Origin of the sequence: Micromonospora sp. WMMC415 (assembly GCF_009707425.1) — a bacterium.
Classification (GTDB): Bacteria; Actinomycetota; Actinomycetes; order Mycobacteriales; family Micromonosporaceae; genus Micromonospora.
This window is the reverse complement of record NZ_CP046104.1, coordinates 1,626,315-1,639,066: the sequence shown is the minus strand read 5'-3', so window position 1 is coordinate 1,639,066 and position 12,752 is coordinate 1,626,315. Positions and strand designations below refer to the sequence as shown.

Annotated in this window: 8 protein-coding genes; all 8 read right to left on the bottom strand. The window is 69.8% G+C overall.

All coding sequences use genetic code 11. The annotated features are described in order from the left end of the window. Positions 1-284 precede the first annotated feature (284 nt). Positions 285-656 carry a hypothetical protein gene (locus GKC29_RS08015; RefSeq protein ID WP_155330224.1) on the bottom strand — a complete coding sequence of 124 codons (372 nt, stop codon included), beginning with the start codon at positions 654-656 and terminating at the stop codon, positions 285-287. 683 nt (positions 657-1,339) lie between these two features. Beyond that, positions 1,340-1,714, bottom strand: coding sequence for a hypothetical protein (locus GKC29_RS08010; protein WP_155330223.1), 375 nt, complete (start codon positions 1,712-1,714; stop codon positions 1,340-1,342). 196 nt (positions 1,715-1,910) lie between these two features. Then, positions 1,911-5,798, bottom strand: coding sequence for a DNA-directed RNA polymerase subunit beta' (locus GKC29_RS08005; RefSeq protein ID WP_155330222.1), 3,888 nt, complete (start codon positions 5,796-5,798; stop codon positions 1,911-1,913). A gap of 84 nt (positions 5,799-5,882) precedes the next feature. Further along, positions 5,883-9,314: a DNA-directed RNA polymerase subunit beta gene (locus GKC29_RS08000; RefSeq protein ID WP_155330221.1), complete on the bottom strand. Its 3,432-nt coding sequence runs from the start codon at positions 9,312-9,314 to the stop codon at positions 5,883-5,885. A gap of 577 nt (positions 9,315-9,891) precedes the next feature. Beyond that, entirely contained in the window at positions 9,892-10,281 is a 390-nt protein-coding gene (gene rplL, locus GKC29_RS07995; protein ID WP_155330220.1) for a 50S ribosomal protein L7/L12, read from the bottom strand. Between the two features lie 54 nt (positions 10,282-10,335). Then, the gene (gene rplJ / locus GKC29_RS07990; RefSeq protein WP_155330219.1) at positions 10,336-10,881 is read right to left on the bottom strand and encodes a 50S ribosomal protein L10; all 546 of its coding nucleotides are present in this window, start codon (positions 10,879-10,881) and stop codon (positions 10,336-10,338) included. Positions 10,882-11,382: 501 nt separating this feature from the next. Further along, a complete protein-coding gene (gene rplA / locus GKC29_RS07985) occupies positions 11,383-12,099 on the bottom strand; it encodes a 50S ribosomal protein L1 (RefSeq protein ID WP_155330218.1) in 717 nt (238 codons plus the stop codon). A gap of 84 nt (positions 12,100-12,183) precedes the next feature. After that, on the bottom strand, positions 12,184-12,615 hold the full coding sequence (gene rplK, locus GKC29_RS07980; RefSeq protein ID WP_155330217.1) for a 50S ribosomal protein L11: 432 nt from the start codon (positions 12,613-12,615) through the stop codon (positions 12,184-12,186). Between the last annotated feature and the right edge of the window lie 137 nt (positions 12,616-12,752).

Sequence of the window (12,752 nt, the reverse complement as noted above, 5' to 3'; positions counted from 1 at the left end):
ATCTTCTGGCTTCGTCGCGCTGCCGCAGGACCATCGGCTGATCGGATCCAGCGCACGCACGAGTTGCCCGGGCTGGCCCGGGCACAAGGGGAAAGAGTACCTACCACAACCGCGCCGGTCAAAACGGGGCGGCCGGCGAAGCGTCTCGCCGCCCGCCGATCGGAACCGTGCTGCCTGCGCGCCCGCGATGGGCACCTACGGACACAAGTGTACCGGCTGCACCGGGAAGTGGCCCCTCGGCCCCGGGGTTCCCTCGGGCTCCCGCCCGGCGGTCGCCCCGTTGGTCACGCCAGCGACACCAGCAACGCCAGCCCCAGCCCGAGCAGGCTGAGCAGCAGCCCGGCGCCGCCGCAACTGACGCCGGAGATGGCCAGGCCGCGCCCGGTGAACCGGACCGCCGGCGGTGCCGCGGGACGGCGGATCTGCCGTATCGCGAGCAGGCCGGCGCCGACGGCACCCGCCCCGGTCAGGACGCCGAGCACGGTGAAGGCGCCGGCGGCCCAGACGCCGTCCCGGTCCGGCCCCACCGCCCCGAAGCAGATCACCAGCAGCGAGACCAGGATCGAGACGATCCCGGCCACCAGCGAACCCACCGCCAGGCCGGAGGCGACCGGCGGCACGTCGATGTGCACCACGCCGAAGGGCGTGCCGGGCACCGGATCGACCCGTCGCGGACGCCCCACCGCGTCCCGTGGCGGGGGCGGCACGGCGGGCAGGGAGCCCCATCCCGCGGCGGCCGTCGGCGGCGTGCCGCCCGGCCCGGTCGGAACACCCCACCCCGCCCCGGAGACCGTCGCGGGAGCGGTCGGCAGCCCCGCCGGCGGCGGGCCGGCGGGCATCGCGGGTGGCCCGGACGGCCCGGACGGCGGGCCGGCAGGCATCGCGGGCGGCCCGGACGGCCCAGACGGCTGGCCGGCGGGCATCGCGGGTGGCCCGGACGGGGGCGGGCCGGCGGGCACGGCGTGCGGCGGCCCGGAAGGCGGACTCGTCGGGCCGGCGGCCGGGCCCGGCGGCGATCCGGCACCCGGGCTCGTCGGGCCGACGGCCGGGGCCGATCCGGCACCGGGGCTCGCCGTGGCGTCGGCCGAGGGCCGGGACCAGGGCTCGGAGGTCGGCGCCGGAGACGGCGGCGAGCCGTCCGGGGGCGTCCACCCGTCCGGAGCGGAGGGGGTGGCCGGCCGACCGGGCGTCGTCGGGTCGGTGCCCTGCGGTCGCGCCGGGTCGGTCACGGGTCCTCCTGTCGGAAGTCGACGTCCACGCACCGGGCGACGGACACCGGTCAGGCTACCGCCGTCGGGCGAGCCGACGACGCCCGGCGCGGGTGGTTCGCCCGCGCCGGTCAGTTCACGTTCGGCGCGAAGTCCTGCCCGTAGGGTGCCTCGGCGAGCCGGATCACGCCGACCACCACCGCGGCGACCACGGCGACCGCGACGAGCACCAGGCCCGTCCAGGCCAGGCGCTCCCCCCGCCGCAGCCAGGCCGCGCCGGTGAGGAAACCCCCCGAGGCGTACGCCTCACGGCGCGCCTGCCGCGCCAGCCGGAGGGCGACCGTCGCAGGCACCACTCCCCCGATGAACAGGCCGGTCAGCGCGCCGATCAGCCCGAGTGCGAAGACCGCCCGCGCTTTCGTTGCCCGGGTCGGATCCGGGTCGAGTGGATGCCGCGGCGGCCCCGCGAGCGGGGCGACCGGGGCGGGCCCGGGAGCGGTGGTCATGCCCTCCATCATGCCCCGCCCCGTCGGAGCTGGTCGGCGGGAACGTCGGGCCCACCCCGTTACGGCGTGCGGGTCGTCGACCTCGGCGAGTACGGTGTCGATCTCTCCGACATCTCCGCGCCCCGACGACCGGCAGCGGGGGCCGGAGACACGACGAGGCCCCCGGCGGATGCCGGGGGCCTCGTGCGTGCGCTCCTTAGCGGTACGACCCGAAGTCGAAGTCGTCCAGCGGAACCGCCTGGCCGCTGGCCGGCCCGAAGCCGTAGTCGGTCTCCGGGTAGCCGGTCATCGAGTAGACCTTGGCCTTCGCCTCCTCGGTCGGCTCGACCCGGACGTTGCGGTACTTGCTGATGCCCGTACCGGCCGGGATGAGCTTACCGATGATCACATTCTCCTTGAGGCCGATCAGCGAGTCGCTGCGGGCGTGGATCGCCGCGTCCGTCAGCACCCGGGTGGTCTCCTGGAAGGAGGCCGCCGACAACCAGGAGTCCGTGGCCAGCGAGGCCTTGGTGATACCCATCAGCACCGGGCGACCGGCGGCGGGCTCGCCACCCTCCGACACGAGTCGGCGGTTCTCCGACTCGAACAGCGCCCGGTCGACCAGCACGCCCGGCAGGAACTCGGTCGAGCCGGAGTCGATGACCGTCACCCGCTTGAGCATCTGGCGGATGATGATCTCGATGTGCTTGTCGTGGATGAGCACACCCTGCGAGCGGTAGACCTCCTGGACCTCCTGGGTCAGGTGGACCTGGACCGCACGCGGGCCGAGGATGCGCAGCAGCTCGTGCGGGTCGACCGTACCCACGGTGAGCTTCTCGCCGACCTCGACGTGGTCGCCGTCGTTGGCCAGGAGCCGGACCCGCTTCGAGATCTTGTCGTAGACGATCTCGTCGCTGCCGTCGTCCGGCACCACGATGATCTTCCGCGACCGCTCGCCGTCCTCGATGCGCACGCGACCCGGGGTGTCGGCGATGGGCGCCTTGCCCTTGGGCACGCGGGCCTCGAAGATCTCCTGGACACGCGGCAGACCCTGGGTGATGTCCTCACCGGCGACACCACCGGTGTGGAAGGTACGCATGGTCAGCTGCGTACCGGGCTCACCGATCGACTGGGCGGCGATGATGCCGACCGCCTCGCCGACGTCCACGGTCTTGCCGGTCGGCAGCGAGCGGCCGTAGCACGCACCGCAGACGCCCAGCTTCGACTCGCAGGTGAGCACGCTCCGCACCCGGACCGTCTCCACCCCGGCCGCGACGATCCGGTCGACCAGGATCGAGTTGATGTCCGAGCCCCGCTCGGCGACGACGGTGCCGTCCGGCCCCTTGATGTCGTCGGCGAGGGTACGGGCGTGCACGCTGGTCTCGGCGTGCTCGTGCACGACCAGCTGACCGTCCCGCTTCTGGCCGATCTGCATCGGGATGGCACGGTCGGTGCCGCAGTCCTCCTCGCGGATGATGACGTCCTGCGAGACGTCCACCAGACGCCGGGTCAGGTAACCCGAGTCGGCGGTACGCAGGGCCGTGTCCGCGAGACCCTTCCGGGCACCGTGCGTGGAGATGAAGTACTCCAGCACGGACAGACCCTCCCGGTAGCTGGCCTTGATGGGCCGCGGGATGATCTCACCCTTCGGGTTGGCCACCAGACCACGGATCGCCGCGATCTGCCGGAGCTGGAGCAGGTTACCGCGGGCACCCGAGTTGATCATCTTCCACAGCGGGTTCTCCTGCGGCAGCGCGGTGTCCATCTCCTTGGCGACCTCGTTGGTCGCCTTGGTCCAGATCTCGATGAGCTCGCCGCGGCGCTCCTCGGCGGTCATCAGACCACGCTGGTACTGCTTGTCGATCCGGTCGGCTTCCTTCTCGTACCGCTCCAGGATCTCCCGCTTGCGCGGCGGTGCGATGACGTCCTCCATGCCGATCGTCACGCCGGACCAGGTGGCCCAGTGGAAACCGGCCTCCTTGAGCCCGTCGAGGGTGGCCGCGAGGGCCACCTTCGGGAAGCGCTCGGCGAGGTCGTTGACGATCGCGGAGAGCTGGCCCTTGCGGATCTCGTAGTTCACGAAGCGGTAGCCCGGGGGCAGCGTCTCGTTGAACAGGACCCGGCCGAGCGTGGTCTCCACGGTGACGGGGTCACCCTCGACCCAGCCCTCGGGAGCGGTCCACGCCTCGGTGCCGGGGCCGTTGTCGACACCGACCAGCCCGCGCAGCCGGATCTTCACCGGGGCCTGCAGGTGCAGCTCGCCGTTGTCGAACGCCATCCGCGCCTCGGCGTCCGAGCTGAACGCCCGGCCCTCGCCGCGCTCACCGGCGGTGAGGTGGGTGAGGTGGTAGAGACCGATGATCATGTCCTGGGTGGGCATGGTCACCGGCTTGCCGTCGGCCGGCTTGAGGATGTTGTTCGACGAGAGCATCAGGATCCGCGCCTCGGCCTGGGCCTCGGCGGACAGCGGCACGTGGACCGCCATCTGGTCACCGTCGAAGTCGGCGTTGAACGCGGTGCAGACCAGCGGGTGGATCTGGATGGCCTTGCCCTCGACCAGCTGCGGCTCGAAGGCCTGGATGCCCAGCCGGTGCAGGGTCGGCGCCCGGTTGAGCAGCACCGGGTGCTCGCCGATGACCTCTTCCAGCACGTCCCACACGACCGGCCGCTGCCGCTCGACCATCCGCTTGGCGGACTTGATGTTCTGCGCGTGGTTGAGGTCGACCAGCCGCTTCATCACGAACGGCTTGAACAGCTCCAGCGCCATCTGCTTGGGCAGGCCGCACTGGTGCAGCTTGAGCTTCGGGCCGACCACGATGACCGAACGGCCGGAGTAGTCGACGCGCTTGCCCAGCAGGTTCTGGCGGAACCGGCCCTGCTTGCCCTTGAGCATGTCGGACAGCGACTTGAGCGGGCGGTTGCCCGGACCGGTCACCGGCCGGCCACGTCGGCCATTGTCGAACAGCGCGTCGACGGCCTCCTGGAGCATCCGCTTCTCGTTGTTGACGATGATCTCGGGCGCGCCGAGGTCGATCAGCCGCTTGAGGCGGTTGTTCCGGTTGATGACGCGGCGGTACAGGTCGTTCAGGTCGGAGGTCGCGAAGCGGCCACCGTCGAGCTGCACCATCGGCCGCAGGTCCGGCGGGATGACCGGAACGCAGTCCAGCACCATGCCGAGCGGCGAGTTGCGGGTGTTCAGGAACGCCGCGACGACCTTGAGCCGCTTGAGCGCCCGGATCTTCCGCTGGCCCTTGCCGGTGCGGATGGTCTCCCGCAGGCTCTCCGCCTCGGCGTCGAGGTCCATGTTCTGGACGAGCGCCTTGATGGCCTCGGCGCCCATGCCGCCGGTGAAGTACTCACCGAACCGGTCGCGCAGCTCCCGGTAGAGCAGCTCGTCGGTGACCAGCTGCTTCGGCTCCAGCTTGCGGAAGGTGTCCAGCACCTCGTCCAGGCGGTCGATCTCGCGCTGGGCCCGGTCGCGGATCTGGCGCATCTCGCGCTCTCCGCCCTCCTTGACCTTGCGCCGGACGTCCGCCTTGGCACCCTCGGCCTCCAGCTCGGCCAGGTCGGCCTCGAGCTTGGCGGCCCGCTTCTCGATCTCCGAGTCGCGGCTGTTCTCGGCCTGCCGCTTCTCGGCCAGGATCTCGTTCTCGATGGTCGAGAGGTCACGGTGACGCGCCTCGGCGTCCACGCTGGTCACGACGTACGAGGCGAAGTAGATGATCTTCTCGAGGTCCTTCGGGGCGAGGTCCAGCAGGTAGCCCAGCCGGCTCGGCACGCCCTTGAAGTACCAGATGTGGGTCACCGGAGCGGCCAGCTCGATGTGCCCCATCCGCTCACGACGGACCTTGGAGCGGGTCACCTCGACGCCGCAGCGCTCGCAGATGATGCCCTTGAAGCGGACCCGCTTGTACTTACCGCAGTAGCACTCCCAGTCCCGCTGAGGACCGAAGATCTTCTCGCAGAAGAGCCCGTCCTTCTCCGGCTTCAGGGTGCGGTAGTTGATCGTCTCAGGCTTCTTGACCTCGCCGTGGGACCACTGACGGATGTCGTCGGCGGTGGCGAGGCCGATGCGCAGCTCGTCGAAGAAGTTGACGTCGAGCACTATGTCCCCTATGTCGTCGTCTGTACTGCTTAGCTAGTGGGTGGGGTCGGGAGCCGGCGGCGAGCCGGCTCCTGACCGCTCACCTCAGACCTCTTCGACCGAGCTCGGCTCGCGCCGGGACAGGTCGATGCCCAGCTCCTCCGCGGCCCGGAACACCTCGTCGTCGGTCTCGCGCATCTCCAGGGCCACACCGTCGCTGGAGAGCACCTCGACGTTGAGGCACAGCGACTGCAGCTCCTTGAGCAGCACCTTGAACGACTCCGGGATGCCCGGCTCGGGGATGTTCTCGCCCTTGACGATCGCCTCGTAGACCTTCACCCGGCCCAGGACGTCGTCGGACTTGATCGTCAGCAGCTCCTGCAGGGCGTACGCGGCGCCGTACGCCTGCATCGCCCAGCACTCCATCTCACCGAAGCGCTGACCACCGAACTGCGCCTTACCACCCAGCGGCTGCTGCGTGATCATCGAGTACGGGCCGGTCGACCGGGCGTGGATCTTGTCGTCGACCAGGTGGTTGAGCTTCAGGATGTAGATGTAACCGACCGCGATCGGGTCCGGCAGCGGCTCGCCGGAGCGGCCGTCGAACAGCTGCGCCTTACCGGACGAGCCGATCAGCTGCTTGCCGTCCCGGTTGGGCAGGGTCGACGCGAGCAGACCGGAGATCTCCTCCTCGCGGGCACCGTCGAAGACCGGAGTGGCCACGTTGGTGTCCGGCTCGGACTCGTCCGCGCCGATCGCCTGGAGCTGGCGCTTCCACTCGGCGTCCTCGCCGTCGACCTTCCACCCGGTCTTGGCCACCCAGCCGAGGTGCGTCTCCAGCACCTGGCCGATGTTCATCCGGGAGGGAACGCCGAGCGGGTTCAGCACGATGTCGACCGGCGTGCCGTCCTCGAGGAACGGCATGTCCTCGACGGGCAGGATCTTGGAGATGACGCCCTTGTTGCCGTGGCGGCCCGCGAGCTTGTCACCGTCCTGGATCTTCCGCTTCTGGGCGACGTAGACCCGGACCAGCTCGTTGACGCCCGGCGGCAGCTCGTCGCCGTCCTCGCGGGAGAAGGTCCGGACGCCGATGACCGTGCCGGTCTCGCCGTGCGGCACCTTCAGCGAGGTGTCCCGGACCTCACGCGCCTTCTCGCCGAAGATCGCGCGGAGCAGCCGCTCCTCCGGGGTCAGCTCGGTCTCACCCTTGGGCGTGACCTTGCCGACCAGGATGTCGCCGGGGACGACCTCGGCGCCGATCCGGATGATGCCGCGCTCGTCGAGGTCGGCGAGCATCTCCTCGCTGACGTTCGGGATGTCGCGGGTGATCTCCTCCGGGCCGAGCTTGGTGTCCCGAGCGTCGACCTCGTGCTCCTCGATGTGGATCGAGGTGAGCACGTCCTGCTGCACGAGGCGCTGCGACAGGATGATCGCGTCCTCGTAGTTGTGGCCCTCCCAGGTCATGAACGCCACGAGCAGGTTGCGCCCGAGCGCCATCTCGCCGTCGTCGGTGCAGGGACCGTCGGCGATGACCTGGCCGGCCTCGACCCGGTCGCCCTCGAAGACGACCGGCTTCTGGTTGACGCAGGAGCCGGCGTTGGAGCGGCGGAACTTGTGCAGCAGGTACGTCCGGCGGTGGCCGTCGTCCTGGTGGACGGTGATGTAGTCGGCGCACAGGTCCTCGATGACACCGCCGACCTCGGCGACCACCACGTCACCGGCGTCGACCGCGGCCCGGTACTCCATGCCGGTGCCGACCAGCGGCGCCTCCGCCTTGACCAGCGGCACGGCCTGGCGCTGCATGTTCGCGCCCATGAGCGCGCGGTTGGCGTCGTCGTGCTCGAGGAACGGGATCATCGCCGTCGCGACGGAGGTCATCTGCCGCGGCGACACGTCCATGTAGTCCACGGCCGCCGGCGGGACGTCCTCGGTCTCGCCGCCCTTACGGCGGACCAGGACCCGGTCCTCGGCGAACGAGCCGTCCGCCTTGAGCGGCGCGTTGGCCTGCGCCTTGACGAAGCGGTCCTCCTCGTCCGCGGTCAGGTAGTCGATCTGGTCGGTGACCCGACCGTCGACGACCTTCCGGTACGGCGTCTCGATGAAGCCGAACGGGTTGACCCGGGCGAAGGTGGACAGCGCGCCGATCAGGCCGATGTTCGGGCCTTCCGGCGTCTCGATCGGGCACATCCGGCCGTAGTGCGACGGGTGCACGTCACGGACCTCGAAGCCGGCCCGCTCCCGGGACAGACCACCCGGGCCGAGCGCGCTCAGCCGCCGCCGGTGGGTCAGGCCCGCCAGCGGGTTGGTCTGGTCCATGAACTGGGACAGCTGCGACGTGCCGAAGAACTCCTTGATCGCCGCCACCACCGGACGGATGTTGATCAGGGTCTGCGGCGTGATCGCCTCGACGTCCTGCGTGGTCATCCGCTCGCGGACGACCCGCTCCATCCGGGACAGGCCGACCCGGACCTGGTTCTGGATCAGCTCGCCGACCGTACGCAGGCGCCGGTTGCCGAAGTGGTCGATGTCGTCGGCCTCGTAGCCCTCCTCACCGGCGTGCAGCCGGCAGAGGTACTCCACGGTGGCGACGATGTCGTCCTCGGTGAGCGTGCCGGTGGTGATCGGCACGTCCAGCTCGAGCTTCTTGTTGAACTTGTAGCGCCCGACCTTGGCGACGTCGTACCGCTTCGGGTTGAAGAAGAGGTTGTCGAGCAGGGTCTGGGCGTTCTCACGGGTCGGCGGCTCGCCGGGGCGGAGCTTCCGGTAGATGTCGAGCAGCGCCTCGTCCTGGCCGGCGATGTGGTCCTTCTCGAGCGTCGTCATCATCAGCTCGGACCAGCCGAACTTCTCGCGGATCTGCTCGGCCGACCATCCGATGGCCTTGAGCAGCACCGTGACGGCCTGCCGGCGCTTGCGGTCGATGCGGACGCCGACCGTGTCGCGCTTGTCGATGTCGAACTCCAGCCAGGCACCCCGGCTCGGGATGACCTTGACGCTGGAGAGGTCGCGGTCGGACGTCTTGTCCGGCTGCTTGTCGAAGTAGACGCCCGGGGAACGGACGAGCTGGCTGACGACGACCCGCTCGGTGCCGTTGATGATGAAGGTGCCCTTCGGCGTCATCATCGGGAAGTCACCCATGAACACCGTCTGGCTCTTGATCTCGCCGGTGGTGTTGTTGGTGAACTCCGCGGTCACGAAGAGCGGGGCGCAGTAGGTGAGGTCCTTCTCCTTGCACTCCTCGATCGAGGCCTTGACCTCGTCGAAGCGCGGAGCCGAGAAGGAGAGCGACATGGTGCCGGAGAAGTCCTCAATGGGACTGATCTCGTCGAGGATCTCCGCGAGACCCGAGCGTGCGTGCGGGTCGTCCGCCGACCGGCCCTGCCACGCCTCGTTGCCGACCAGCCAGTCGAAGGACTCGGTCTGGATGGCGAGGAGGTTGGGGACCTCGAGGTGTTCGGTGATCCGGCCGAAGGAAACTCGGCGGGGAGCGAAAGCGCTCGACGTACGACTGGTCTTCGCAGGGCGGGAAGCTGCCAAGATGCGTCCTTCCGAGGACCGGTGCTGCAGAACGGCTGGTACGCGTGCACTCCAATGACCCCACCAGAAATATCCACAAACGGACATTTCCGAGCAGGGGTCAAGTCGGAAGGCAGCGCAAACTAGCAGTGTAGCCGAGAGGCTAACCGCTGTCCAGCCCACCCCGCAGGTCGTCGCGGAACGTGCCCCGGGACCCCTCAGACGGGGTCACACCGGGCCGCTCGGAACGCGACGTCCCACCGGGCCACTCAGGTGTCGCCGGCGATGGCGTCGCCGCTGCCATTACCCAAGTGGTGGCCGTTGCAAGCGCGGAAGGTCTTGCTGGTGTCAGCGTGCCTGGCAGGCCGGTGCCGCGTCAAGGGCCGGTCTCCGGCTCGCCGTGCCTTTCCCTCCCCCGGGTCACCGCCCGGCACCCCGGCGGCGCGCCACACCGGACGCCGACCGCCCTGCTCACGTGCGCTGCCGCCGGAGCCACCAACGCGACGGGCGGCGATCCGATTCCCGGATCGCCGCCCGTCGTGACGCGGTGTGTGCCCCGGCTCACGTGAGCCGGACGCGCGTCAGGTCGTACCTCAGGTCACTTGAGGGTGACCTTGGCGCCCTCGCCCTCGAGCTTGGCCTTGGCCTTGTCGGCGGTCTCCTTGTTGACCTTCTCCAGGACCGGCTTCGGCGCGGCCTCGACGAGGTCCTTGGCCTCCTTCAGGCCCAGGCCGGTCAGCTCACGCACGACCTTGATGACCTGGATCTTCTTGCCACCGTCGGCGTCGAGGATGACGTCGAACTCGTCCTTCTCCGGCTCGGCCTCGGCGGCCGCACCCGGGGCGCCCGGGGCGGCAACGCCCATGGCAACCGGAGCGGCGGCGGTGACCTCGAAGGTCTCCTCGAACTGCTTCACGAACTCGGAGAGCTCGATCAGCGTCATCTCCTTGAACGCGTCGAGCAGCTCTTCGGTGCTGAGCTTCGCCATGTCTGGCGTCCTTTCTCAAAGTGAAAACTAAGAACGTGGGTGCGCCGGGAGGCCTCAGGCCGCCTCGGCGCCCTCCTTCTCGCGCTTGTCCTGCAGGGCGGCCGCCAGACGCGCGGTCTTGGCGAGCGGGGCCTGGAACAGGGCCGCGGCCTTGCTCAGGTTGCCCTTCATGGCGCCGGCCAGCTTGGCCAGCAGCACCTCACGGGACTCCAGGTCGGCGAGCTTCGTGACCTCGGCCGCGGAGATGGCCTTGCCCTCGAAGACACCGCCCTTGATGACGAGCTTCGGGTTGGCCTTCGCGAAGTCGCGAAGCCCCTTCGCCGCCTCGACGACGTCGCCCGAAACGAAAGTCAGCGCGGTAGGACCGGTGAACAGCTCGTCGAGGCCGGAGATGCCCGCGTCGACCGCCGCACGCTTGGCCAGCGTGTTCTTCGCGACCGTGTAGCTGGTCTCCTTGCCGAGCGAGCGCCGCAGCTGGGTGAGCTGGGAAACCGTCAGACCGCGGTACTCGGTCAGCACGGTCGCCCCCGCGTTGCGGAAGCTCTCGGTCAGCTCAGCGACGGCCGTGGCCTTGTCGGCCCGGATCGGCTTGTCCGCCATGTCCCTCCTCTCTCGTTGCTCGAGGCTGGTCACCGCCGACGAGCGGGATGCTCGCGACGGAGACGGAGGCATCGCACCAACGAGAAAAGCCCCGGCGCAGGGCGCACGGGGCGAGGGCCGGCGGCCACGACGCGGTCGGCGGACCACGTGCAGAAGCCGGTTTCGCTTGCCGCCCTACGCGGGTCGCCCGTCGGTAGCGGGACCTTCGACCGTGCCGAAGCACGGTGACCAGCGGTCTCTGGGTGGAACTACGCGACAAGGTTACGCGACACCCACCGTGACCGCCAAATCGCCCCCGCAGTGCGCCCGCTCACCCCCCGACGCGGCCCTCAGGCGCGCCGGTTCCCGTGGGCGTACCCGACGAGCGCCACCGTCGCCCAGGCCTGCGCCCCGCCCGTCAGCAACACCGGTCGGTCCGGGGAGCGGGCCCGCCAGCGCCCGGACGGACAGACGGACGGGGCCCCGCCACATCGTGGCGGGGCCCCGTCGGGGCAGTCGTGCTCAGCTCTCGGCCGAGGTCTCCTGCAGGTTCTTCACCACGTTCGGGTCGATCGGGACGCCCGGGCCCATGGTGGTGGTGAGCGTGACCTTCTTCAGGTACTTGCCCTTGGCGGCGGACGGCTTGGCCCGCAGGATCTCGTCCAGGACCGCCGCGTAGTTGTCGATCAGCTGGGCCTCGGAGAACGAGGCCTTGCCGATGATCAGGTGCAGGTTGGAGTGCTTGTCCACCCGGAAGGTGATCTTACCGCCCTTGATGTCCGAGACGGCCTTGGCGACGTCCATGGTCACCGTGCCGGTCTTCGGGTTCGGCATGAGACCGCGCGGGCCCAGGATCCGCGCGATCCGACCGATCTTGGCCATCTGGTCCGGCGTGGCGATCGCCGCGTCGAAGTCGAGCCAACCGCCCTGGATCCGGGCGACCAGCTCGTCGGTGCCCACCTCGTCCGCACCGGCCGCGGCGGCCTCCTCGGCCTTCGCGCCGGCGGCGAACACGATCACGCGGGCGGTCTTACCGGTGCCGTGCGGCAGGTTGACCGTGCCGCGGACCATCTGGTCCGCCTTGCGGGGGTCGACGCCGAGGCGCATCGCGACCTCGACCGTGGCGTCGAACTTGACGGAGGTGGTCTCCTTGGCCAGCTTCACGGCCTCGGCCGGGGTGTAGAGCTTGGACCGGTCGATGACCTCGGCGGCCTTGCGGTAGTTCTTGCTGCGCTGCATCTGTGGTTACTCCTGTGGTCTCTGGCGGGCAGCGGCGCTCGCGTGCCCTCCCACGAACGGGTTCGGCGCGGTGTCGGCCGAAGGTCAGTCGACGACGTTCAGGCCCATCGACCGGGCGGTGCCGGCGATGATCTTCTCGGCCTGGTCGAGGTCGTTGGCGTTGAGGTCCGCCATCTTCTTCTCGGCGATCTCACGCACCTGGGCGCGGGTGACCTGGCCGACCTTCTCCTTGTGCGGGACGCCCGAACCCTTCTGCACACCGGCGGCCTTGATCAGCAACCGGGCGGCGGGCGGGGTCTTCAGCACGAAGGTGAACGTGCGGTCCTCGTAGACGCTGATCTCGGCGGGGACGATGTCGCCCCGCTGCGACTCGGTCTGCGCGTTGTAGGACTTGCAGAACTCCATGATGTTCACGCCGTGCTGGCCGAGCGCGGGGCCGACCGGCGGCGCCGGGGTGGCCTGGCCCGCCGGCAGCTGAAGCGTGAACGTCTTGACGAGCTTCTTCTTCGGAGGCATGTCTCTTCCTGGGACTTGGAACGGGGATTCGCACCGGCTGCGGGCACGCACGGTCAGCGCACCGCGAAGACGGCGACGTTCTAGGGTAGCGCAGCGCTCCACCACCCGGTCCGCCGAGGTCCGGCGAGGGCTGGAAA

Coding starts and splice junctions, on each gene's coding strand:
- rplA (WP_155330218.1), bottom strand. CDS start 12,099: ATGCAGCGCAGCAAGAACTACCGCAAGGCCGCCGAGGTCATCGACCGG.
- GKC29_RS08010 (WP_155330223.1), bottom strand. CDS start 1,714: ATGACCACCGCTCCCGGGCCCGCCCCGGTCGCCCCGCTCGCGGGGCCG.
- rplL (WP_155330220.1), bottom strand. CDS start 10,281: ATGGCGAAGCTCAGCACCGAAGAGCTGCTCGACGCGTTCAAGGAGATG.
- rplK (WP_155330217.1), bottom strand. CDS start 12,615: ATGCCTCCGAAGAAGAAGCTCGTCAAGACGTTCACGCTTCAGCTGCCG.
- rplJ (WP_155330219.1), bottom strand. CDS start 10,881: ATGGCGGACAAGCCGATCCGGGCCGACAAGGCCACGGCCGTCGCTGAG.